The sequence below is a fragment of the Streptosporangium sp. NPDC051022 genome (genome assembly GCF_040683035.1).
Lineage (GTDB): Bacteria > Actinomycetota > Actinomycetes > Streptosporangiales > Streptosporangiaceae > Streptosporangium.
In genome coordinates, this window is the sequence record NZ_JBFBCF010000044.1 from 1 (window position 1) to 22,538 (window position 22,538).

General features: G+C 72.5%; 21 protein-coding genes. 11 read left to right on the plus strand and 10 right to left on the minus strand.

Going from position 1 to position 22,538, the window contains the following annotated elements; translation table 11 throughout:
* Together AB0N02_RS42275 and AB0N02_RS42280 are read left to right on the plus strand one after the other, a co-directional pair.
* On the plus strand, positions 1-573 hold a 573-nt coding region (locus AB0N02_RS42275; RefSeq protein ID WP_363959462.1), incomplete at its 5' end, for an HAD-IC family P-type ATPase.
* Positions 574-711: 138 nt separating this feature from the next.
* The gene (locus AB0N02_RS42280) at positions 712-1,551 is read left to right on the plus strand and encodes an LLM class F420-dependent oxidoreductase (RefSeq protein WP_363959464.1); all 840 of its coding nucleotides are present in this window, start codon (positions 712-714) and stop codon (positions 1,549-1,551) included.
* 46 nt (positions 1,552-1,597) lie between these two features.
* Here the strand turns inward: AB0N02_RS42280 and AB0N02_RS42285 are convergent, their stop codons facing one another.
* Both AB0N02_RS42285 and AB0N02_RS42290 read right to left on the minus strand, forming a co-directional pair.
* Positions 1,598-2,113 (minus strand): O-acetyl-ADP-ribose deacetylase, encoded by a 516-nt coding sequence (locus AB0N02_RS42285; protein ID WP_363959467.1) that lies wholly within the window; start codon positions 2,111-2,113, stop codon positions 1,598-1,600.
* A gap of 183 nt (positions 2,114-2,296) precedes the next feature.
* Positions 2,297-2,569, minus strand: coding sequence for a GlsB/YeaQ/YmgE family stress response membrane protein (locus AB0N02_RS42290; RefSeq protein WP_363959470.1), 273 nt, complete (start codon positions 2,567-2,569; stop codon positions 2,297-2,299).
* Between the two features lie 633 nt (positions 2,570-3,202).
* Here AB0N02_RS42290 and AB0N02_RS42295 point away from each other — a divergent pair.
* A complete protein-coding gene (locus AB0N02_RS42295; RefSeq protein ID WP_363959473.1) occupies positions 3,203-3,967 on the plus strand; it encodes a hypothetical protein in 765 nt (254 codons plus the stop codon).
* Here the strand turns inward: AB0N02_RS42295 and AB0N02_RS42300 are convergent.
* A complete protein-coding gene (locus AB0N02_RS42300; RefSeq protein WP_363959476.1) occupies positions 3,940-4,731 on the minus strand; it encodes a DUF2071 domain-containing protein in 792 nt (263 codons plus the stop codon). The two genes, AB0N02_RS42295 and AB0N02_RS42300, sit on opposite strands and share 28 nt — an antisense overlap.
* 320 nt (positions 4,732-5,051) lie before the next feature.
* Between AB0N02_RS42300 and AB0N02_RS42305 the strand changes: the two genes are divergently transcribed.
* Positions 5,052-5,519, plus strand: coding sequence for a MarR family winged helix-turn-helix transcriptional regulator (locus AB0N02_RS42305; protein WP_363959478.1), 468 nt, complete (start codon positions 5,052-5,054; stop codon positions 5,517-5,519).
* Positions 5,520-5,668: 149 nt separating this feature from the next.
* Here the strand turns inward: AB0N02_RS42305 and AB0N02_RS42310 are convergent, their stop codons facing one another.
* From AB0N02_RS42310 to AB0N02_RS42320, 3 genes are all read right to left on the minus strand, one after another.
* Complete coding sequence (locus AB0N02_RS42310; RefSeq protein ID WP_363959481.1) at positions 5,669-6,415, minus strand: GNAT family N-acetyltransferase; 747 nt, start codon at positions 6,413-6,415, stop codon at positions 5,669-5,671.
* Between the two features lie 7 nt (positions 6,416-6,422).
* On the minus strand, positions 6,423-7,853 hold the full coding sequence (gene purB, locus AB0N02_RS42315) for an adenylosuccinate lyase (RefSeq protein WP_363959484.1): 1,431 nt from the start codon (positions 7,851-7,853) through the stop codon (positions 6,423-6,425).
* Positions 7,854-8,110: 257 nt separating this feature from the next.
* A complete protein-coding gene (locus AB0N02_RS42320) occupies positions 8,111-11,362 on the minus strand; it encodes an efflux RND transporter permease subunit (protein ID WP_363959487.1) in 3,252 nt (1,083 codons plus the stop codon).
* Between the two features lie 114 nt (positions 11,363-11,476).
* Between AB0N02_RS42320 and AB0N02_RS42325 the strand changes: the two genes are divergently transcribed.
* From AB0N02_RS42325 to AB0N02_RS42345, 5 genes are all read left to right on the plus strand, one after another.
* Positions 11,477-11,971, plus strand: a complete 495-nt coding sequence (locus tag AB0N02_RS42325; protein ID WP_363959490.1) for a MarR family transcriptional regulator — start codon at positions 11,477-11,479, stop codon at positions 11,969-11,971.
* Positions 11,972-11,985: 14 nt separating this feature from the next.
* Positions 11,986-12,762: an SDR family oxidoreductase gene (locus AB0N02_RS42330; RefSeq protein WP_363959493.1), complete on the plus strand. Its 777-nt coding sequence runs from the start codon at positions 11,986-11,988 to the stop codon at positions 12,760-12,762.
* A gap of 60 nt (positions 12,763-12,822) precedes the next feature.
* Positions 12,823-13,983, plus strand: coding sequence for an MFS transporter (locus AB0N02_RS42335; RefSeq protein WP_363959496.1), 1,161 nt, complete (start codon positions 12,823-12,825; stop codon positions 13,981-13,983).
* Between the two features lie 328 nt (positions 13,984-14,311).
* A complete protein-coding gene (locus AB0N02_RS42340; protein ID WP_363959499.1) occupies positions 14,312-15,643 on the plus strand; it encodes a hypothetical protein in 1,332 nt (443 codons plus the stop codon).
* 144 nt (positions 15,644-15,787) lie between these two features.
* Positions 15,788-16,606, plus strand: a complete 819-nt coding sequence (locus tag AB0N02_RS42345) for an IclR family transcriptional regulator (RefSeq protein ID WP_363959502.1) — start codon at positions 15,788-15,790, stop codon at positions 16,604-16,606.
* 24 nt (positions 16,607-16,630) lie between these two features.
* On the opposite strand, the gene AB0N02_RS42350 is transcribed toward AB0N02_RS42345, so the two are convergent.
* The 4 genes from AB0N02_RS42350 to AB0N02_RS42365 form a co-directional block, all read right to left on the minus strand.
* Positions 16,631-17,509, minus strand: coding sequence for an alpha/beta fold hydrolase (locus AB0N02_RS42350; protein ID WP_363959505.1), 879 nt, complete (start codon positions 17,507-17,509; stop codon positions 16,631-16,633).
* A gap of 232 nt (positions 17,510-17,741) precedes the next feature.
* Positions 17,742-18,632, minus strand: a complete 891-nt coding sequence (locus tag AB0N02_RS42355; RefSeq protein ID WP_363959508.1) for an alpha/beta hydrolase — start codon at positions 18,630-18,632, stop codon at positions 17,742-17,744.
* On the minus strand, positions 18,629-19,591 hold the full coding sequence (locus AB0N02_RS42360) for a hypothetical protein (protein ID WP_363959511.1): 963 nt from the start codon (positions 19,589-19,591) through the stop codon (positions 18,629-18,631). The genes AB0N02_RS42355 and AB0N02_RS42360 overlap by 4 nt, the downstream gene beginning before the upstream one ends.
* Positions 19,592-19,627: 36 nt before the next feature.
* Positions 19,628-20,875, minus strand: a complete 1,248-nt coding sequence (locus tag AB0N02_RS42365; RefSeq protein WP_363959514.1) for a Rieske 2Fe-2S domain-containing protein — start codon at positions 20,873-20,875, stop codon at positions 19,628-19,630.
* Positions 20,876-21,143: 268 nt separating this feature from the next.
* Here AB0N02_RS42365 and AB0N02_RS42370 point away from each other — a divergent pair, with 268 nt between their 5' ends.
* Together AB0N02_RS42370 and AB0N02_RS42375 are read left to right on the plus strand one after the other, a co-directional pair.
* Positions 21,144-22,145: an NAD(P)/FAD-dependent oxidoreductase gene (locus AB0N02_RS42370; protein WP_363959517.1), complete on the plus strand. Its 1,002-nt coding sequence runs from the start codon at positions 21,144-21,146 to the stop codon at positions 22,143-22,145.
* A 43-nt stretch (positions 22,146-22,188) separates the two neighbouring features.
* On the plus strand, positions 22,189-22,533 hold the full coding sequence (locus AB0N02_RS42375) for a ferredoxin family protein (protein WP_363959520.1): 345 nt from the start codon (positions 22,189-22,191) through the stop codon (positions 22,531-22,533).
* Positions 22,534-22,538 lie beyond the last annotated feature (5 nt).

The window sequence follows — 22,538 nt, forward strand, 5'->3', positions numbered from 1 at the left end:
GCCGGCTGGGACGGCCGGGCCCGGGCGGTGCTGACGGTGGCCGACACCGTCAAGCCCACCAGCGCCGCCGCGATCACCGAGCTGCGCGCCCTGGGACTGAGGCCGGTGCTGCTGACCGGCGACAACGAGACGGTGGCCCGGGCGGTGGCCGCCGAGGTCGGCATCGAGGAGGTCATCGCCGGGGTGCTGCCCGCCGACAAGGTCGAGGTGGTCAAACGGCTGCAGGAACAGGGCCGGACGGTGGCCATGGTCGGCGACGGCGTCAACGACGCCGCCGCCCTGGCCCAGGCCGATCTGGGGCTGGCGATGGGCACCGGCACCGACGCGGCGATCGAGGCGGCCGACCTGACCCTGGTCCGCGGTGATCTGCGGGTGGCGGCCGACGCGATCCGGTTGTCGCGCCGGACGCTGGCCACGATCAAGGGCAATCTGTTCTGGGCGTTCGCCTACAACGTGGCGGCGTTGCCGCTGGCCGCGCTCGGGCTGCTCAACCCGATGATCGCCGGGGCCGCGATGGCGTTCTCCTCGGTGTTCGTGGTCAGCAACAGCCTCAGACTCCGCCGCTTCAGGTGAAGACGACCGGCCGATCGGGCACGGTGTGGCCCGCCGCTTCGGTGGCGGGCCACACCGTTTCCGCCGTACCGGGGCGGCCGAAACGAGACATGTGAGGGTCGCCGCCGCCTGTGGGATGCTCCGGGATACGTTGGGGCGATGGACTCTGGTTTCGGCTACTTCGCAACGCACGACGCGGTGGGTCCCGGCGCGCTCGCTCAGCTGGTCGAGCAGCGGGGCCACAAGGCGCTGTTCTTCACCGAGCACACCCACATCCAGGCCGGGGAGACACCACCCGTTCCCCCCGACGGCGGCGTGCTGCCGCGCAAGTACTGGCACACCTATGACCCGCTCGTCGCGTGCACGGCCGCGGGCCTGGCCACGACCCGGCTGCGGGTGGGAACCGGGGTGTGCCTGGTCCCCCAGCACCATCCGATCAGCCTCGCCAAGACCGTGGCGAGCGTCGACGACCTCACCGGCGGACGCTTCGAGTTCGGCGTGGGAGCGGGCTGGAACGAGCCCGAGATCCGCAACCACGGGGTGGATCCGTCGCGCCGCTTCGCGGTGATGAAGGAGCACATCGAGGCGATGCAGCGGATCTGGACCCACGAGGAGGCCGAGTACCACGGCGAGTTCGTCTCCTTCGATCCGATCTGGTCGTGGCCGAAACCGGCCCAGCGCCCCCATCCCCCGGTGCTGATCGGCGGCACCGGTCCGCGGGTGCTCGACCGGGTGCTGGCGTACGGCGACGGCTGGCTGCCGAACTACGGTCCAGGCGTCCTGGAGCGGGCGCGGGAGCTGCGGCGCCGGGCCGAGGACGCCGGGAGATCGGTCGAGGTGGTGGTCCTGTCGGCCCCCGCGGACCCCGCGGTGCTGGAGGCGTGTGAGAAGGCCGGGGTGGCCCGCGTGATGGCCTGGCTGCCCTCGGCCGGGCTGGACCGCGTCGAGCGGGTCATGGACGCCTTCGAGGCGGCCCTGGCCGAGATGCGGGGAGAGTGACGGCCCACCCCCACGACGGTTCCCCGTTCCGCGGCGGGCCGATGTTCTACGGCGGGCCGGTCAGGACGCGCTCGAAGACGGCGTACACGTCCGGCTGCAGCAGGACGAACCGCACGTCCGTCACCCGGGTGGGCGTGGCGCGCACGGTGCCGATCGCGATCCGGGCGGCGTCGTCCACCGGCCAGCCGTAGATCCCGGCCGAGACCGCCGGGAACGCGACACTGGCCGCCTCCAGCTCGTCGGCGACCCGCAGCGACTCCCGGTAGCAGGAGGCCAGCAGCTCGGAGCGGTCCAGCGCCCTGGAGAAGACGGGCCCGACGGTGTGGATGACCCAGCGGGCCGGCAACTCCCCCGCCGTGGTCGCGACGGCCTGGCCGGTCGGCAGGCCGCGGCCGTAGTGCGAGGCCCGCAGTTTCCGGCACTCCGCGAGGATCGCGGGACCGCCGCGCCGGTGGATCGCCCCGTCGACGCCGCCGCCTCCCAGCAGTGACGAGTTGGCGGCGTTGACGACGGCGTCCACCTCCTGCCGGGTGATGTCCCCCTGGACCAGCGTGATCCTCATGCCTCCGCGCCCCTCCCCGGGCCCGTACGTCTCATGTCACGATAACCCGCCCCGGGCGGCTCCGGCCGAGGCCGGGAGAGCCCGGACACAACGGTGGCCTCGCCCCGGACTTTCCCGGGACGAGGCCGCCGAAAGATCGTTCGCCCGCCCGCCTGCCATGGGGCGGGGGCCGGTGCGGACCGACTACCGCAGACCGCGCCTGCCGTACAGGCTCACCGCCGCGATCACGCCCACCGCGGCGAGACCGATCTGGATGAGCAGTTCGATCCAGTCGATCCCCCTGGTGTCGGCGACGCCCAGCGCGCCGGCGATCGCGGTGCCGACGAGGGCTGCGACGATGCCGATCACGATGGTCAGCCAGATGGGGATGCTCTGCCGTCCGGGTACGACCAGCCTGCCCAGGGCACCAATGATCGCCCCGATGACAATGGCGGTGATGATGCCGGTGACTGCCATGGTCCACACTCCTTCTTGCTCGGCTGCCAGGCGTATGCCCCCGAAAGTGAAGGAAACACATAAACACGGCAATTTCCTGATAGAGGCCGTCCGGCCAGGCCGGGGGGAGCCTCGCCCGCGGCGAGCCCTCCGGCGTGGGACGGCACCGCCTTCCCGGAGACGTGGGTACAGCGCGGGCAATGACCGGCGGGCTTTAAGCGCGTTTCCAAGGATTTGGACGCCGTTTCTGATAACAGGTCAGTAGGACATCCTTGTCACGAGCGACATACGCCGCGTGATCTCGGGCACGCTGATCAGGGAAGACATGGAGCGGGAGGCGAGATGCACGGTGAGTACGACCCCACTCATGACCGGCCCCCCGGCACGGCCCGCCGGGGCCGGCGGCCGTACGACGAGCCGGCCGATCGGCCCTCCCTCTCCTCCTCCCCCACCACACCACCCGATCCGTCACCCTCCCCGGCCCCACCCGATCCGCCCCCGGACCCTCCCTACGGCACCGCCGAGGACCCCTTCTCGTACGGGTCGTGGATCGGCCTCGACGTCACCCCTGCCCGCACGTGCCCCCCGCGGCGTCCGCGGAGCCCGGCGCAGCGGTCGTGGCCGGAGCTTCCCCGCGACCGTCTCCTGCGGCCCGTGCTGATCGTCGGATTCCTCGCGGCGGCCGGAGTGGGCGTCTGGACCTCCGGGTGGACGCCGCTGTCCACGTCCGGCGGGCGGGCCGCGCTTCCGGCTCCGTCGCGGACGGACGAACGCGACGAGGCCCCCGCGGCGGCGAGCACGCCCATCGCCGATCCGGCGCCCTCGGCGCGGCCCGCTCCGGACCGGGCGTCGTCACCGGCCGAGCACGCCCGCCGGCGCCGCGCCGCCAAGGACCGCAAGGAGCACAAGGAACGCGGAGACCGACCGGCACACGAGGCACACGAGGCGCGGGACCACCAGAGGGACGAGCGCGTCGAGACGTCCCGGGCGCAGGGGAGTCCACGGGCCGCGCACGCCGGGCGGAGCCGCCCCGGCGGAGCGGACCGGCCGCGGACGCGGAGGCCGGAACGACCGGAAAGGGCGGAAAGAGCGGAACCTCAGCCCGCGGCGCCCCGCACCGAAGGCGGGAACAGACCGGACACCCGGCCGGAGGGAGACGACAGCCCCTCCCCCGGTTCCGGCACGGGCACCGGAAACGCCGACTCCCCCGTCTCTCCCGGCACGGGCGGCAGGACCGGCGCGGAGAGCACCCGCTCCTCGACCGCCACGGGCGGCGGCCAGACCGGCACCGGCTCCTCCGGCTTCGAGGACCGGCTCAGCTCCGCCTACGCCTGCCGTCACCTGCGGCCGGACGACTGGCGGTACGGCATCTGCGTCACCGCCTGGAACAACTACAAGCGCGGAACCGGCCTGCCGTGACCGCGCCGAAAGGGCCCCTGCCCGCCGGGGAGACGGCGCGGCGGGGTGTGGATGTCGAAGTGCAGGTGCCGCTGGGCCAGGATCGAATGGGGGACCGACTCCGGTGAGGTCAGGCCGAGCCGTTCGAAGACGCCGAAACGCGCCGAGATCGCGGTGAGGTGCCGGGGCCGCATCGGGGGATGCCAGACGCCGTAGACGCCGATTCCGCCACCACGGCGGCGGTACCAGCCGACGGTGGGGTGGGTGAGCACGGACATCCAGTGCTCCTCGCCGGTGAAACCGTCGACGCGTGAGTGCGGTGCGCCCGCTTCCTCCGCCTCACAGCGGGCGTCGCCCGCGGCCAGCCGCCAGCGCGCCGGGGCGCCGTCCCAGTCCGCCTCGATCTCGATCCGCGCGCGGCGCCAGGGCATTCCCCACACCCACCGGGGCACGACGGCCAGCGGATGGTCCAGGATCGTGCCGAAGAACCAGACCCCCTGGCGGCCTCCCACCGTGACGTAGGCCCGGTAGTTGATCTGGCCGCAGTCGATCGCCACCCTCGGGCAGAAACGGAAGTGGAAATCCCGGTCGCGGAAGGCGACCGCGGACACCAGCGCCGCGGGCCCGCCGTCGGCGAAGGCGAACTCGGTGGGCACGACGCCGGGCGGCAGCAGCCTGGCGAGGGCTCCGGCGGGGACGCGGTAGGTGACGATCGCGAAGTCGTCCAGCTCCGTCTGGGCGTGGTACCAGCGCGGACGCGGCCTCGGAGTACCGGTGAAGGTCATCAAAACTCCTCGAGCGTGGAGACGCCGCCTTCGGGAGAAGGAGGAAGCCAAGACAGCAGAGGATAGGGACATCCGGCCCGGCCCGGGGGGACGGCGCCCGCGCTGCACCGTATTCGGCGCCGTATTCGGCGCCGTCCGCCGTCATCCGCCGCCGTCCCGGCGGCCCCCGATGTCGTCCCGCGGCCCCCGGTGTCGCGCTCGGGCACCTCCGGGCGGGCCGGACGACAGGCTCCGGCGCTCCGGGCGGGCGGATGACAGCGCCGGGGAGACCTCCTAAAGTGGGCAACCCAGTTGTCGAACAGTGAACCAGGTCGCCGATCGTGCCCAGTGATCCTCCCGGCTTCGAGCTCCCGCTTCTCCTCCTCACGGGCTTCCGGGTCCTCATCGACGAGCTCCACGCCGAGCTCGCCTGCCAGGGGCACCCCGACCTACGGCCGATGCACGGCTTCGTCATGCAGGCGATCGGCCTGGACGGCACGACCGCCGTCGAACTGGGTCGGCGGCTGGGGATCTCCAAGCAGGCGGCGGGCAAGACGATCGCGGCCCTGGAGCGCCTGGGCTATGTGGAACGCGGTTACGACCCCCATGACGCCAGGCGCAAGGTCGTACGGCTCACCGAGCGCGGCGTCGACAGCCTGGTCCGGTCGGCACGCGTCTTCGACGACCTGCGCGCCCGCTGGGCGCGGGTCCTGGGTGAGGAGCGCCTGCGCGCGCTGGAGGCCGACCTGCGCCGGGTCACCCCGGCCGAGATCTTCCGGCTCGACGCGCCGGGCTGGTTCGGCGGCTGATCCCACCCCGGCGTCCCGGGCGCGCCTCCGACTCCGGCTCCGGTACGGCGGGTAGGGCGGGTAGGGCGGGTAGGGCGGGTACGGCCGAATCCTGCCCGGCCCACCCCGGGCGAAGAAACGGCCGATTTCACGAAACGGCCTTGAAATCCTCAGGCGTGCAGCGCCAGGGCGGCGACCGGCCGGCAGCGCATTCCCAGCCGCTCGTAGACGGCGATCGCGGCGTGGTTGTCGGTGTCGACCACCAGCGCGACCCGGCCGTGCACGGCGATCAGCGCGCCGAAGACGAACCGGCACACCCGCCCGCCGTACCCCTGGCCGCGTCTGCTCCGGGTGGTGGCCACCCCGGCGACGAACCCCACCCCCGGGCAGGACCAGGCGTCGGCCGCGGTGGCCACCAGGACCCCTCCGGACGAGCGCACCCCCGCCCAGCGGCGGATCCCCGGCAGGCCGGGAACCGCCCACGCGGACGGGGCGGCCTCGGCCAGCAGGGCGGTCACCTCCCCGTCGGCGTCACGCAGCCATCCGATCTCCTCCGCCTCCGTCCCGGCGACGGTCTCCTCGGGCTCGGGCGGCCGGACGGTGTCCATCCACTCGAACGGCCGCACCGGCCCCGCCCCGGTCATCCGCCCGGCCAGTTCCGCGATCAGCGCCCGATCGCCCTGCACGCGGTACGAGGGGCCCACCTCGGGCATCACCTGCCGCACCAGGGCTGCCACCTGGGCGGCGGGCCCGCACACCGCCAGCCGGTCGCGGCGGTTCAGGTCCGGGCTGGCGACCGCGACCGCCTCGCCCAGCGCCCACGCGCGCACCCCGCCCGGCATCCCCTGCGCCGCCCAGACGACCAGCGAGTCGTCCTGGCAGGCGGCGGTCACGTCATCGGCGGAGGTCAGCTCCATGCCGCTCTCACAGGATCGCGCCCGGGGTGTAGCGGGCCGCGGCCGGATGGCGGTCGGCGATCTCACCGATCCGCGCCACGACCGCCTCCACCTGGTCGGCAGCCGCCCCGGTGAACGAGATCCGCTCGTCCAGCAGCGCCCGCAACGCGGCCTGGTCCAGGGGGAAGCGCCCGTCGGCCGCCAGCCGCTCGACCAGCTCGTTGCCCGCGCCCCGCTCGCGCATCGCCAGCGCCGAGGCGACCGCGTACTCCTTGATCAGCTCGTGGGCGCTCTCCCTGCCCATGCCGGCCCGGACCGCGGCCATCAGCATCTTGGTCGTGGCCAGGAACGGAAGGTAGCGGTCCAGCTCGGCGGCGATGACCGCGGGGAAGGCGCCGAACTCCTCCAGCACCGTCAGCATCGTCTCGACCAGGCCGTCGAAGGCGAAGAAGGCGTCCGGCAGGGCCACCCGCCGGACCACGGAGCAGGACACGTCGCCCTCGTTCCACTGGTCTCCGGCCAGTTCGCCCGCCATGGAGGCGTATCCCCGCAGCACCACCGTCAGCCCGTTGACGCGCTCGCAGGAGCGGGTGTTCATCTTGTGCGGCATCGCCGAGGAGCCGACCTGTCCCTCGGCGAAGCCCTCGGTCACCAGCTCGTGACCGGCCATCAGCCGGATGGTCTTGGCCAGCGAGGAGGGGGCGGCGGCCAGCTGCACCAGCGCGGTGACCACCTCGTAGTCCAGCGAGCGGGGATAGACCTGGCCGACGCTGGTCAGCCGGTGCGCGAACCCCAGGTGCTCGGCGACCCGGTCCTCCAGCAGCGCCAGCTTCGCCCGGTCGCCGCCGAGCAGGTCCAGCATGTCCTGGGCGGTGCCGACGGGGCCCTTGATCCCGCGCAGCGGGTAGCGGGCGATGAGCTCCTCCAGCCGGGCGAAGGCCACCAGCAGCTCGTCGGCCGCCGACGCGAACCGCTTGCCCAGCGTGGTCGACTGCGCGGCCACGTTGTGCGAGCGTCCGGCCATCACCGTGCCGGAGTGCTCGGCCGCCAGCGCGCCGAGGCGCGCCAGCAGCGCCACGCACCGGTCGCGGACCAGGACGAGGCTGTCGCGGATCTGCAGCTGCTCGACGTTCTCGGTCAGGTCCCGCGACGTCATGCCCTTGTGCACGTGCTCGTGCCCGGCCAGCGCGTTGAACTCCTCGATGCGGGCCTTGACGTCGTGGCGGGTGACCCGCTCCCGCTCGGCGATGGAGGCCAGGTCGACCTGCTCGACGACCTTCTCGTAGTCGGCCACGGCCTCCTGCGGCACCGCGACCCCCAGCTGCGCCTGCGCGGCCAGAACCGCCAGCCACAGGCGGCGCTCGGCCACCACCTTGTATTCGGGAGACCACAGACGGGCCAGCTCCGCCGAGGCGTAGCGGGTGGCCAGGACATTGGGAACGCGGGGCTTGGCAGTCACGTTGCCTCAGTCTATTGCGACCGGCGGCCACGGCCCGCCCGGGGTACCCGATCTCGGAGCCCCTCCCACGGGCCCGCCGGACGGCGGGCCACATGACGACGGGCCACCGCCGGAGGGCGTGACTCGCGCTCTCCGGCGGTGGCCCGTCGTCGCCCGCCGCGCGCCGGACGGATCACCGCGGTTCATCCGGGGATCGTCCGGCGGATGGGGATCGTCCGGCGGATACGGCGTGACCGGTCTCCGGTCTCCGGGACGGGCTAGCTGACCGGTGCCAGCCGGTCGTCGTCCTGGGTCCTCGCCTCGGCCTCGTGCCTGCCCGCCTTGGGCTTGCGGCGGAAGCGCTCCTTGGTCCGCTCGAGCATCACGTACAGCGTCGGCACCAGCACCAGCGTCAGCAGCGTCGACGACAGCAGGCCGCCGATGACCACGATCGCCAGCGGCTGGGAGATGAACCCGCCGGAACCGGTCAGGCCCAGCGCCATCGGGATCAGCGCGAAGATGGTCGCGACCGCGGTCATCAGGATCGGCCGCAGCCTGCGGCGACCGCCCTCGATCACCGCCTCGACCACGCCCAGGCCCTGCTCGCGGTACTGGTTGATCAGGTCGATGAGCACGATGGCGTTGGTCACCACGATGCCGATCAGCATCAGCATGCCGATCAGGGCGGGCACGCCCAGCGGGGTGCCGGTGGCCAGCAGCAGCCCGATGGCGCCGGTCGCGGCGAACGGCACCGAGACCAGCAGCACCAGCGGCTGGGCGAAGCTGCGGAACGTCGCCACCATGATCATGAAGACGATCGCGATGGCCGCGAGCATCGCCAGGCCGAGCTGGCCGAACGCCTCGCCCTGGTCGGCGCTCACGCCGCCGATGGTGTAGGTCGCGCCCGCGGGCAGCGACAGCCCCTCCAGCTTGGTGGTCAGCGCCGTCGTGATCCTGCCCAGGTCGCTGGCGGTGGCCGTGCCCGAGACCGTCGCGCTGCGCTCGCCGTCGATCCGGGTCACCTGCGTCGGGCCGTCCACCTTGGCCACCTTGGCCACGTCCGACAGCTTGACCGTCCCGGTCGCGGTGGGCAGCTTCAGGTCGCCGATCGCCGCCACGTCGTCGGGGGCGTCGCCGCCGCGCAGGATCAGGTCGCTGGCCCGTCCGTCCAGGGTGACCTGGCCCAGCGGCGCGCCGCGGAACCGCTGCGCCACGAACTGCCCGATCTGCGCCTCGGTCAGCCCCTTGGCGGCCGCCTTCCTCCGGTCGACCTGGACCTCGACGCGCTTGGCGCTGGCCTCCAGGTTGGAGGAGACGTCCCGCAGGCCGTCCATGCCCGCCACCGCCTCGCGCACCGTCTCGGCCGCGCTGCGCAGCGTCGCGGTGTCCGGCGCCTGGACGATCACCTGGAGCTGGTTGGTCGAGCCGCCGCCGGGGCCTCCCTGGGAGCCGCCGACGGTGATCTCACCGGCGTCCGTCAGCGCCGCGACCCGCTTGCGCAGCGTGTCCTCCAGCGCGGGGGTGTCCACTCCCTCGGTCACCGTGATCGAGTAGGTGGCACGGTCCCCGCCGCCGCCGGTCGCGTTCATGAAACCGCCGCCGGAGCCCACGTTGACCTGGTAGGACTCCACGTCCTTGAGGGAGGCGAGCACCTGCTCGACCTGCTTGGCCGCCGCGTCCGTCGTGGCCAGGTCGGTGCCGGCAGGCATCTTCTGGGTCACGGAGACGGTGTTCTGCCCCGAGGAGTCGAGGAAGTTGGTCTCCAGCCGCCCGGCCAGGCCCATCGTCCCCACGAAGATCACTATGCCGACCAGGACCGTGATCAGCCGCCGCTTGGTCGCGAAGCGCAGCACCGGCAGGTAGATCCGCTGCAGCGGGCTGCGCAGTTCCTTGGCCTCGGCCTCCTCCCGCACCGCGCGGGCCTCCTCCGCGCTGAGCACGGGGGCCTTCAGGAACCAGTAGGCCAGCACCGGGATGATGGTGAGCGAGACCAGCAGCGACGCCAGCAGCGCGACCGTCACCGTGATCGCGAACGGCGCGAACAGCTGCCCCACCATCCCGCCGACCACCGCGATGGGCAGGAACACCGCCACGGTCGTCAGCGTCGAGGCCGTCACGGCGCCGCTCACCTCGCGCACACCCGCCAGTACGGCATGCCGCTTGGCCTCGCCGTACCCCAGGTGCCGCTTGATGTTCTCCAGGACCACGATCGAGTCGTCGACCACGCGGCCGACCGCGATGGTCAGCGCGCCCAGGGTCAGCATGTTCAGCGAGTAGTCGCCCAGCCACAGCGCGATCAGGGCGATGACCACCGACAGCGGGATCGACATCGCCGTCACCAGCGTGGAGCGCACCGACAGCAGGAAGATCAGGATGACCAGCACCGCGAAGGCCAGGCCCAGCAGGCCCTCGGTGGTCAGGTCCTCGATCGAGCGCTCGACGTACGGGGCCTGGTCGAAGACCACGGTGATCTCGGAGGCGGAGCCGACGGCCTTCTGCATCTCGGGCAGCTTCTCGCGCACCGCGTGGGAGATCGCCACCGCGTTGCCGTCGGGCGTCATGGTCACCGAGACGCCCAGGCTCGGCTTGCCGTTGGTGCGCGTCAGCGAGGTGGCGTCCGCGAGCGACCGCTCGACCTCGGCGACGTCACCGAGCTTGACCGGCTTGGGGGCCGGGGGCGGTGCCTGCGGCCGGGCCGCCTGGGCGCCCTGCATGCCCTGCGCCGCCATGGCGGTACGGCCCTGCGCCGCCTGCTGCTGGGCCTGCTGCGGCGCCTGCGCCGGGGCGGCGGCGGGCGGCAGGTACAGGTTCCTGAGATCCTCGATCGAGCCGATCCGGCTGCCGACCTGGACCGTCAGGGAGGTCTTGTCCTCGGTCAGGCTGCCGGCCGGGATGGGCTGGCCGTTGGCGCGCAGCGCGTCGGCCACCGCCGTCGGCGCCAGGCCCTTCTTGGCGAGCTTCTTGGCGTCCGGGGTGATGACCACGGTCTCGTCCCGCGTGCCGGTCACGGCGGCCTCGCGCACGCCGTCGATGCCCTGCAGCTCCGGCACCATGATCCGCTGGAGCTTGTCGGCCATGGCCCGCTCGTCGCCGCCCGCGTCGACCGCCAGCACCAGCACCGGGATGTCGTCGGTGCTGCCCGCCAGGACCTGCGGATCCACCCCGTCGGGCAGCTGGCCGCCGATCCGCGCCACGGCCTGCTGCATCTTGCTCACCGAGGCGTCGATGTCCGTGCCGTACTCGAAGGACACCTGGACCTGCGACATCCCCTCACGGGAGGTGGAGGTCACCTCGGTGACCCCCTCGATGCCCTGGAAGCTGTCCTCGATCGGCTTGGTGACCTGTTCCTCGACGATCTCCGGAGAGGCCCCCAGGTAGGGGGCGATCACGAAGGCTCCCGGGAACGAAAGCGAGGGCAGCAACTGTTGTTTGAGCGAGGGGATCGCGAAGGCGCCGAACGCGCTCAACACGACCGCAATCATCACGACGAGGCTGCGGTTGGCAAGACTCAACCTGGCCAGGGCGGTCATGGGGGCGGACTCCTAAGGGGATGTCACAATAAGTTCCCCTCAGACTAACACTTCGCCTTATACGAATATTTAACGCCGCTTTGCAATCCTGATAACCTTCTCAGGAAGCGAGAGGTGAGTGTGGACGACGAACGCGACCAGCTGATCGGCCGGATCGGTGAGATGCAGCGGAATCTTGGACGATTCCTCGCCCAGCAACGTCCCTCGTCTCCCCTCTTCGACTCCAACCTCACGATGCGCCAGCTCAAGGTGGTGGTGATCCTGTCCTACCAGGACTCCGCCTCGGGCCAGGACCTCGCCCACCACCTCGGGGTCGGCCTCGGCACCGTCACCGGCATCGTCGACCGCCTCGTCGGTCACGGCCTGGTCAGCCGCCGCGAGGACCCCAACGACCGCCGCGTCCGCCGCGTCGAGCTCACCTCCGCCGGACGCGCCCTCATCGACCAGATCACCGACGCGGGCCTGAACGACTTCCGGCGCCTGCTCGACTGCCTCGACACCCCGACCCTGCGCGACCTGCTCGGGGTGATGCGGAAGATCGAGGCCGCGACCACCGCCCTCCACCCGCGAGCTACCACGGAGAACAGCGCCCCCCGAAAGGTGGGATGATAGGTTTTCTCGGCATGTCGTCCACATACCTCGACAGCCTCTTCGCCCTCACCGGTCGCGTCGCGCTCGTCACCGGCGGCAGCTCCGGCATCGGGTACGCCATCGCCGAAGCCCTCGGCCGCGCGGGCGCGAGCGTCGTCATCGTCGCCCGCCGCGAACCCGAACTGGCCCGGGCCGTCCAGGGGCTCCGCTCCCACGGCGTCCGCGCCGCCTCCGTCAGCGCCGACCTCGGCGACCGCGCCGACGTCACCCGCGTCTGCGAGGAGGCTCCCACCTTCTTCGGCGACGTCGACATCCTCGTCAACGACGCCGCCAACAACATCCGCCTGCCCATGGAGCGGCTCACATCCGACGACTACGAGCGGACCATGGCCGTCAACATCACCGCCCCCTACCTCCTCGGTCAGCACTTCGGCCCCCGCATGGCCGAGCGCGGCTGGGGCCGCATCATCAACATCGGCTCCCAGCAGTCCATCAGCGCCTTCGGCGACAGCGGCGCCTACGGCGTCTCCAAGGCCGCCATCGCCGGGCTGAGCCGCTCCCAGGCCGAGGCCTGGTCGGCCCGGGGCGTCTGCAGCAACACCGTCGTCCCCGGCTTCGTGCTGACCCCCCTCACCGAACCGGCCCAGGCCGTCCCCGGCCGCGTCGAGGCCCTCGCCGCCCGCTCCATGACCGGCCGCAACGGCGTCCCCGAGGACTTCGCGGGCGTCGCCGTACTGCTCGCGAGCCAGGCCTGCGCCTATCTCACCGGCCAGACCGTCTGCGTGGACGGAGGCTTCTCCGTCCACTGAGGAGTCCACTGTGGGCGCCCGTGGTTGAATACGCCCCGAGAGCGGAGATCCGGGGGCGCCATGAACGGCACGACGACCACCCAGCGGGCCGTCGACGCCCGCAGAGCCGTGTCCTTCTTCTTCGTGCTGCTGGGCACCGTCTCCGGCGCCTGGGCCGCCCGGATCCCGGCCGTCAAGAACGATCTCCATCTCGGCAACGGGCAGCTCGCCTACGGCCTGCTCGCCCTCACCACCGGGCTCGTCGTCGGCATGCGCTTCGCCGGGCGCCTCACCGACCGTCTCGGCAGCGCCCGCGTCATCGCCCCGGCCGCCGTCGCCACCTGCCTGGCCGTCATCCCGCCCGGCTACGCCCCCACCCTCCCCCTCCTCGTCGTCTCCCTCTTCCTGTACGGCCTCGTCAACGCCTCGCTCGACGTCTCCATGAACGCCCACGGCGTCGAGGTCGAACGGGCCCACGGCCGCCCCCTCATGTCCTCCTTCCACGGCATGTACAGCGTCGGTGGCCTGATCGGCGCGGGCGTCGGCGGCCTGTTCGCCTGGCTCGGCCTCGGCGCGGGGATCACCCTGGCAGCCACCGGCCTTCCCCTGGCCCTGGCCTCCCCGTGGGTCGCGCGCCGCCTCCTGCCCGGCGCTCCGCCCGCCGGGCGGCCCCACCGCGGGACCACCCGTGCCCGCTGGTCCGGATGGATCGTCCTGATCGGCGTCGTCGCCTTCGCCGGGCTCGTCGGCGAGGGGGCGGCCGTCGACTGGACGGCCGTCTATCTCTTCGAGGACCTCGGCGCCTCGCAGGGCGTCGCCGCCGCCGGTTTCGCCGCCTTCTCGATCGCCATGACCGTCGGCCGCTTCGCCGGAGACCGCCTGGCCCTGCTCCTGGGTCCCGTCCGCCTGGTCCGCCACTCCGGGCTCCTGGCCGCCGCGGGACTGGGCGCGGCGCTGCTCGCCGGCCGGGTTCCCGTCGCCGTCGCCGGCTTCGCCCTGTTCGGCCTCGGCCTGGCCGCCATCGTTCCCCAGGTCTTCTCCGCAGCGGGCAACCACGACCCGGCCCGCTCGGGAGAGGCCATCGCCCAGGTGGCCACCATCGGCTACGCCGGTCTCGTCGCCGGGCCCGCCATCATCGGCGGTGCCGCCGAGCTCGTCGGCCTGCCCGCAGCCCTGGGCATCCCCGTCCTCCTGGCCGCGTTCATGGCCGCCGCGGCCGCCGCCCTGCGCCCCGCCCGGTGAGCACCCCGGGATCGCCGGAGCCCGGGCGGTCGGCCGGCGGGCGCGAAGCCGACCGGCACGGACGGGCGCCGTGTCCGTGGACGCGACCGGCCCGGACGCCGTTTCGCTGAGCGGGACGTTTCCATGGGCAAGACCCCTCCGCCCGGCCGATCATCACGGCATGGCCGAAGCTCCCCCGCCTGACGGGAGGGGAGAGCGACACCCGAGGAGATCCCATGCCACGCGTTCTGCTGATCCTGCTGGTCTGCGGCACCCTCGCGGCGGCGGTACCGCCGCTGTGGCGCCTGCTCGCCCGGACCGCCAACACCCAGGTCCACCGGATCAATCAGTGAGCACTCCGGACGGACTGGCCGGACTCGACCGCCACCGCCGCGACCAGGTCGCGGCGGCCTGGCGGCACGTCACCGCGGCCCGGCTGCGAGAACTGCTCTGCGGCCTGGTGGACATCCCCAGCCCGACCGGCGGCGAACGCCCCCTCGCCGAGCACATCAGGGACACCCTCACGGCCACCGGCGTCACGGCGGCGACGCAGCCGCTCGACGACCGGCAGGCCAACGTGTGGGGACGGCTGCGCGGCGACGGCAGCGGCCCCGACCTCATGTTGTACGCGCCGATCGACACGCTGACCACCGGCCGCGAGGACGAGGACGTCCCGTGGATCGGTCCCGAACTCCGCCCCGACATGCGGCCGTCCGCCCGCGTCCAGGGCGACCTGGTGATCGGGCTCGGCGCCGGCAACCCGAAGGGCCACGCCGCCTGCGTGCTGATGGCCGCCGAGGCCGTCCACCGCGCCGGGCTGCCGCTGACCGGGGACCTGCTGGTCGCCTTCGGGGCCGGCGGCATGCCCACCAACGCGCCGCCCGGCGGGGAGCGGCGCAACATCGGGCAGGGCGTCGGGTGTTCGTTCCTCCTCGAACAGGGGATCTGGGCGGACTTCGCGGTGATCGCCAAGCCCGGCTGGACGGTCTCCCGGGAGGAGGTGGGGCTGGCCTGGTTCGAGGTCACCGTCCACGGTGTCCACACCTATGTCGGCTCACGGCACCGCCTGCCGTACGAGAACGCGATCGCCCGGGCAGGTGAGGTCGCCGTGCGGCTTGAGGAGTGGTTCGCCGAGTACGCCGACCGGCACACCGGCGAGACGGTCGCCCCCCAGGGCATCGTCGCCGCCGTGGAGGGCGGCTGGCCGCGCATGGCGGCCGTCACCCCGGCGGCGTGCAGGCTGCTCGTGGACCTGCGCCTGAGCCCGCGCACGACTCCCATGGAGGCCAAACGGGAGTTCGGCGCCGCGATCGAGAGGATCCGCGCGGAACTGCCCGGTACCGCGGTGACGTTCGAGATGGTGCTCGCCATCCCCGGCACAGCCTCCGACCCGCGGAGCTGGGTGGTCCGCAGTGCCACGGCCGCCTGGGAGGCCCTGGAGGGGCGCCCGCACGAGGTGATCCGCGGCAACAGCGGCGCCACCGACGCCAACATCCTGCGGAGCCGGGGAATCCCGACCGTGCGGATCGGCATGCCCAAGGTCACCGACGCGCCGTTCGAGATCGACTTCTCCATGGGGATGAACACCGCCGACGTCCGGGAGATGGAACGGCTCACCCGCCACCTGATCCGCACCGCCGTCACCACGGTCACCCGGTCCCGGTCGGAGGTGGGGATATGACCGCCGGGAGCGGCGGGCGCCCCGGCGGGCGTCCGTGCCCGCGGGCCGGATCAGGTGTGAGGACCGGCTCCGGAGGCCTGGTGTTCTTCCGTGGAACGCACCAAACTCTTCACAGGTCTCCGAACCATCTGGGAGGTCCCTGTCATGACAGTGCTCTCGTCCGCCCGTCCTGAGTCGACGACGTCCGCCGCTCCGGCGGGAACCGGCAACGCCGAGGCGATGAACTCCGTCCTGGGCAAGGCGCGTCTGATCATCGAGGCCTTCACCGCGGAGGACGACGCCCTCTCGCTCGCGGAGCTCGTCCGGCGCACCGGGGTGGCGAAGGCCAGCGTGCACCGGCTCGCCCAGGAACTGCTCGGCTGGGGGGTGCTGGAGCGGGCCGGGAACCGCTACCGCCTCGGCCTGCGGCTCTTCGAGATCGGCCAGCGGGTGCCCCGGCAGCGGATCCTGCGTGAGGCGGCCCTGCCCTACATGGAGGACCTGCTGCTGGCCACGCAGGAGACGGTCCACTTCGCCATCCACGACGGCCTCGAGGTGCTGTACGTCGAAAAGCTCATGGTGCACCGGGGGGTGAGCAAGCAGTCCCGGGTCGCCGGGCGGCTTCCCCTGTTCTGCACCGCCACCGGGAAGGTGATCCTCGCCTTCTCGGCCCCGGCGCTCTTCCACGAGGTCCTCAGGCGCGGCCTCACCCCCCTGACCCACCGGACGGTCACCCAGCCCGGACTGCTCCGGGCCCAGCTCGACAGGATCCGGGCCGAAAGCCTCGCGGTCGAGGTCGAGGAGACCAGGCTCGGCTACACGAGCGTGGCCGTACCCGTCTTCGGGGACACCGGCGCGCTGGCCGGCGCGCTGTCGATCACGGCGCCCACCTTCCGGCTGAACCACGCGAACCACGGCCGGTTCACGGTCGCGCTGCGCACCGCGGCGCTCGGCGTCTCCCGCGCGCTCCAGGCGACGGGCTGACCGCCCGCCGCCCGGGCCCGTTCCTCACCCGGACGCCGGGTGCTTGGCGAGGAAGGCGAGGCTCAGCTCGTTGTACCGCGCGGCCTGCTCGTGCTGGGGCCAGTGGCCGCACTCGTCGAACAGCACCAGCTCCGAACCCGCGACGGCCTCGTGCATCGCGGCCGCCTCCGGGACCTCGCCGAACGGGTTGTCACGGCCCCACACGATCAGGGTGGGCGCGGTGATCCGGGCGAGCTCCTCCGGGCGAAGGATGTTGCGCAGCCGGACCTCCATGTCCTGCAGGCACAGCAGGTTGTCGATGTTGGCGACGAAGTCGGGCCGGTGGTAGATGGCGTGCCTGATCGCGACCAGTTCCTCGGTCGCGTCCTCGGCGTCGGCCATCAGCAGCCGCATCCGCGCCCGGGTCAGCTCGGCGTCGTCCCTGGCGACCGCCTGCCGGGTGGAGGTGCGGATGCGCTCCATGACCCGCGGGTTGGCCACGGTTCCCCCGGCGCAGAGCAGTTGGAGGGAGGCGACCCGCTCCGGCGCGTCGATCGCCGTACGGGCGCCGACCCATCCGCCGAGCGACTCCCCGACGATGTGGGCGGCCTCGATTCCCACGGCGTCCATGTAGGCGAGCAGGTGATCGCGGTAGCGGGGGATCTCATAGGGAAAGTCCGGCTTGCCGGTGTATCCGTGACCGAGCATGTCGACGGCGTGACAGGCGTACCGCCCGGCGTGATCGCCGATGTTGCGGGCGAAGGCCTCCAGGTGGCCGCTGGTGCCGTGGAGAAAGATCACCGGTTCGCCGGTACCCGCCCGGAGGGAGCGGGTCGGCACCCCTCCGGCGTCGACGGTGGTGACCTGGAAGTCGAGGCCGGCCAGTTCGGTCCAGACGGTGTGAACGAGGGCGGTGGAGGTCATGGGGTGCTCCAGTGGTCGAGGGGCCGGGCGGTTCCCGGCGTTCGGCGGTTCCGGTTGACGTGGTGCGCCCGGGTGCCGTTCCGGGCGGGCGCCTTCCGCGGCGCGCGGGCCGGGGCAGGCGCCGCGGGGAGGATCAGCGGCTCGCCCGTGGGGACTCTCCCCGGACGGGCCGGGACGGCGGGGCTCTCCCGGACGGGCCGGGTCACGCGGGGCCCTTCCGGGACGGGCCGGGTCACGGGTGGCCGGCGGAGCGGAGGAACCCGTCGACGACCGCGTGGTAGGCGGCGGGCCTCTCCTCCTGCAGGTGGTGGGAGACGTGGTCCATGACGTGCAGGTTTCCGCGCCTGACCATCCGCGACAGCATGAGCGGGTAGTCCGGGGTGAGAAAGGCGTCCTCGCGTCCCCACACGAAGAGCACCGGCGCCTCGATCCGCCCGAGCTCGTCGGTGAGGTCCTGCCAGTCGCCGCGCGGTGAGTCCGACATCGCGGCGAGCTCCCGCTCTCCCGGGTCGAGGCTCTGCCGCCATCGCATGTCGACGGTCTCCTCGGGCAGGCGGCCGGCGTCGTACCACTCCAGCCGGGTGATCAGGTTTCGCATCTTCTCGCGGGTGGGCCCTTCGCCGCCGTAGTAGACGTCGCGGGCGGAGCGGCCGCGGTGGCCGCGTTCGGGCAGGGGCGCGAGCGGCCCGTAGAAGACCGGCATGCTGCCGGTCACCACGAGGGAGCGGACGCGGTCGGGATACCGGGCCGCCAGGCACAGCGCGATGGTGCCGCCCCAGGAGTTGCAGATGAAGTCGGCTCGTTCCACGCCGAGGGTGTCCATGAGCGCGACGGTCTTGGCGGCGTGGAAGTCCCACATCGGCCCGCTGATACGGCATTTGCTGGATCTGCCGTACTGGAGGATGTCCACGATCAGGCAGTGCCGGTCGGCGGAGAAGTACGGCGCGACGGGGCCGAAGTCGCTCCAGCCGGTGCACCCGGGGCCGCCGCCGTGCAGGAAGATCGTGTCAGGGCCCTCGCCGAGCTCGTGGAAGTGGTACGTGACATCGCCGACGTCGGCGAACCGGCTCTCGGGCGCGGCGCCGGCCGGGGCCGAGGGGAGCCGGGCGGGCACGGTGGTCATCGGTGGTCTCCTGGGGTCGCGGCGGAGGCGGGATCGAGTACGGCCACGCCCATCCCGGTGAGCCACTCGGGCATGGGCGCGTAGACCAGCGGGGTGCCCGGCGTGAAACCGAGGGCGGCCGCCATCACCAGCCAGGTGCGCAGCTCCTGGCCGCCGTTCCCGGCCGCGGACTCCACCTCGGCGGTCGTCATCGACGCGTAGCGGCGCAGGCGGCCGTGCTCGAGGTCGTCGAGGAACGCCCGGTCGAACTCGGGGGAGATCGTCGGGCGGGCGGCCACGATGATCTCCCGGCGCCGCCTGTCGTAACGCTCCCACTCGCCCCGCCCGTTGATCCAGGCGTCCACGAGGAAGGCCTCGTCGTCGCCCTGGGGATCCGTCCAGTCGCTCGGCCAGGGAAGCCGGTGGGACAGCCCACCCGAGGCGATCACGACCACGCGCCGGTCCCCCGCGATCCGCCCGACGGCCGCGGCGAGGTTCTCGCCGAGCCGGACGCAGCGCGCCAGCGTGGGCAGCGGCCTGGCGAAGACGTTGACGACCAGCGGCACCACCGGCACGTCCAGCCCGTCGAGCAGGTACTGGATCGCGTGTGACTGCCCGTGATCGATCTGCAGCCGGGCCGAGATCGCCACCTCGGTGCCGGCCTCGACGAGGTCGGCCGCCAGGGCCTGCGCGAACGCGGGATCCGTCCGCTGCGGGCCCTTGGGCGTCCCCGCCTCGCCGGCGGCGACGACCTCGCCGACGCCCACGGTGAAGGCGGGGATCAGGTCGAGCCAGAACCCGCGGAAGTGGTTCGACCCGACGATCACCACCGTGTCCGGGCGTGCCTCCGCGACGCGCCGCCGGGCGGTGCCCAGGGCGGCGCGGAAGGCCTCGGCGCGGTCGGTGTGCACGACCTGGTCCCAGTGGGTGTTCATCAGGGTTGAGTGGGACGCCCCCACCCCGAGCACGATGTCGGACATCGGGTTGTCTGGCTCCGTTCCTTGTGGGACCGCGGCTCAGTCCGCGGTGGCGTCGGCGGGCTCGATGCCCTGGGCGCGCAGCCGCTCCAGCCGTTCCTCGGTGGTGTCCTCGGCGAGCTTGCGCCACTGCAGGAGCGAGTCGTCGGGACGGTAGAGCTTCTCCGGCGGCGCGTCGGTGACCTCGACCATCCACTTGTCCTGTCCGGAGAACTGACCGTGGAAGAGCCACCGCACCGCGCCGAGGTACTTGGCGTAGAACGGCAGCGTCCTGACGCCTTTCTCGAAGGCGGCCATCATGCCGACGTACAGGTGGTTGCCGGCGTCCACCGGCACGTAGAACTCGTAGTGGATGAAGGTCGGATACGCGATCCGCAGAACGCCCGGCATGCTGACGGAGGCGAAGCCGGGGAACTCCTGGGCCGCGATCGTCGGGTTGACCGCGCGGTGCGAGGCGGTGTTGCCGATGTTCTCGACCTTCTTCGGGGGACGGGCCTTGTACCAGGCCGTTCCCGACCACCTGCCGAGCCCCGGGAAGTCCGCCTCCCAGTGCTGCTCCCGCTGCACCCGGTAGATCCAGCGGCCACGCTTGACGATCTTGGTGGTGTTCCAGACCGGCATCGGCTTGAACAGCCGCCACAGCGCCGTGCGGTGGAGGTACTTGGCGTGCCCCTCGTCGTAGCCGTTCTCGCAGGCGAAGCGCCAGTTGCCGGTGCGCGCCTGGATCCGCTGGCCCACGACCGCCGGGTTGCCGACCAGTTCCTCGGGCAGTTGCTCGTCGATCGGGTGCGGTTCCTCGCCGTCGCCGACGTACACCCAGACCAGGCCGAGGCGCTCCTCGACGTCGTAGGTCGGCTGGGTGACCTTGCCGCAGATCGGGGAGAGCGGCCCGTCGGTGATCGCGGCCTTGAGCTCACCTGTCTCCAGGTCGAAGGTCCAGCCGTGGTAGACGCACGAGACCGTACCGGGGAACTGCTTGTCGCCGAGGCTCAGCGGCACCCCCCGGTGGGGGCACCGGTCCTTCATGCCGTAGATCCTGCCCCTGTCGCGGATGACGAACAGGCGCTCGCCGAGCAGGGTGACGGCACGGGGTCTCTCTCCGACCTGTGAGGAGAAGCAGACGGGGTACCAGTACCCCCGGAAGCCCGCCTCGGCGGCCCGGTAGTGCGGCCAGCTCGACCAGTCCTGGCGGCCCGGCAACCTGCCCGCGCGGTGTCTCCGGACCGGCCCGTCCGCGGTGGACCTCGTCTGGGCGGGCACGGGCTGGGAGTTCACGGTCTCGGTCATGTCTCTGCTCCACGGGTCCTCACGGCGGCGTCTCCGGCGTCTCCGGCCGCGATCGGGATCGCCGTAGCCGGTGCCGAGAGCAGACCATCCGGCCGCGGGCGTGAACAAGGAGTCCGGTTCGGCCAGCGGAACGCGGCGGCCCGCGGCGCGGACAGCGGAGGAATTTCGCCGGCGGTTCCGGTGAGCGGTCCCGGCGGGAGGACCGCGCGGGGTGTCCGTTCCTACATTCGACGGCGAAGCGCACCGCCCAACCCCCAGGAGGCCCGTGGTGACCACGTCCGAGACCGTGTCGGCCGTGTCGGCCGACGTCCTTATCGTCGGTGCCGGACCGGCAGGCCTGTACGGCGCCTACTGCGCCGGTTTCCGCGGCCTCGCCACCGTCGTCGTCGACGTCCTGCCGCAGGCCGGCGGCCAGGTGACGGCCCTGTATCCGGAGAAGGAGATCCGCGACGTCGCCGCGATCCCCGCGATCAGGGGCCGCGACTTCGTCTCCGCCCTCGTGGAGCAGGCGTCGGCCTTCGCCCCGGCGTACCTTCTGGGCCGGCAGGCGGTGACGCTCGAGCACCGCGGCGGCGAGCCCGTCGTGACGCTGGACGACGGCACGGTCGTCCACGCCCGCGCCGTCGTGCTGACCTCCGGCATCGGCACCCCGACCCCGCGTCCCCTGGAATGCGGCCAGGAGTGGCTCGGCACGGCCCTGTCGTACTTCGTGACGGACCCCGGGGTGCACGCCGATCGGGACGTGGTCATCGTGGGCGGCGGCGACAGCGCCCTGGACTGGGCGGACGCGCTCGATCCGATCGCCCGGTCCGTCACCCTCGTGCACCGCCGGGCCGCCTTCCGCGGGCACGCGGGCACCCTTGCGCGCGTCCGGGCCGGGCGGACCCGGATCCACACCGACACCCGCGTGGTCGCGTTCGCCGGAGACCCGGCCGCCGGCCGCCTCGCGAAGGTGACGCTGCGGTCGGGATCCGGTGACGAGACGGTGGTCGCGGCCGACCACGTGATCGCCGCGCTCGGCTTCGTCAGCGACCTGGGCCCGCTGCGGGACTGGGGCCTCGAACTCCGGGCGAGGTCGGTCGCCGTCGACCGGTCGATGCGGACCAACCTGCCCCGCGTGTACGCCGCCGGCGACCTCGCCGGCTACGAGGGCAAGGTGAAGCTGATGTCCGTCGGTTTCGGTGAGGTCGCCACCGCCGTGAACCACGTGGCCGTCGACCTCGATCCCGGGCTCAGCCTGTTCCCCGGCCATTCCACCGACGGCCCCTGACCCCCGCCCTCGCGGGCACCCCCCCACCCCGGAAAGGACAACCATGGGTTACGTGATCGGCGCCGGCTGCATCGACGTCCTCGACCGCTCCTGCGTCGAGGTCTGCCCCGTCGACTGCATCTACGTCGGCGAACGGAAGAGCTACATCAACGTCAACGAGTGCATCGACTGCGGCGCCTGCGAGGTCGAGTGCCCCGTCTCGGCGATCGTCGTGGACCGTGTCGCCCGCAGGGACGAGACGTTGAACGCCCACCTGGAGGACTCCCTCGTTTTCTTCGGGCAGCCGCTGCCGGGCCGTGACCGGCCCCTCGGCGACCCGGGCGGCGCGGGGAGGATCGGCGAGGTGGGCGCCGACACCGCCCTGGTCGCCGCTCACCCCGCCTCGTGACGGGG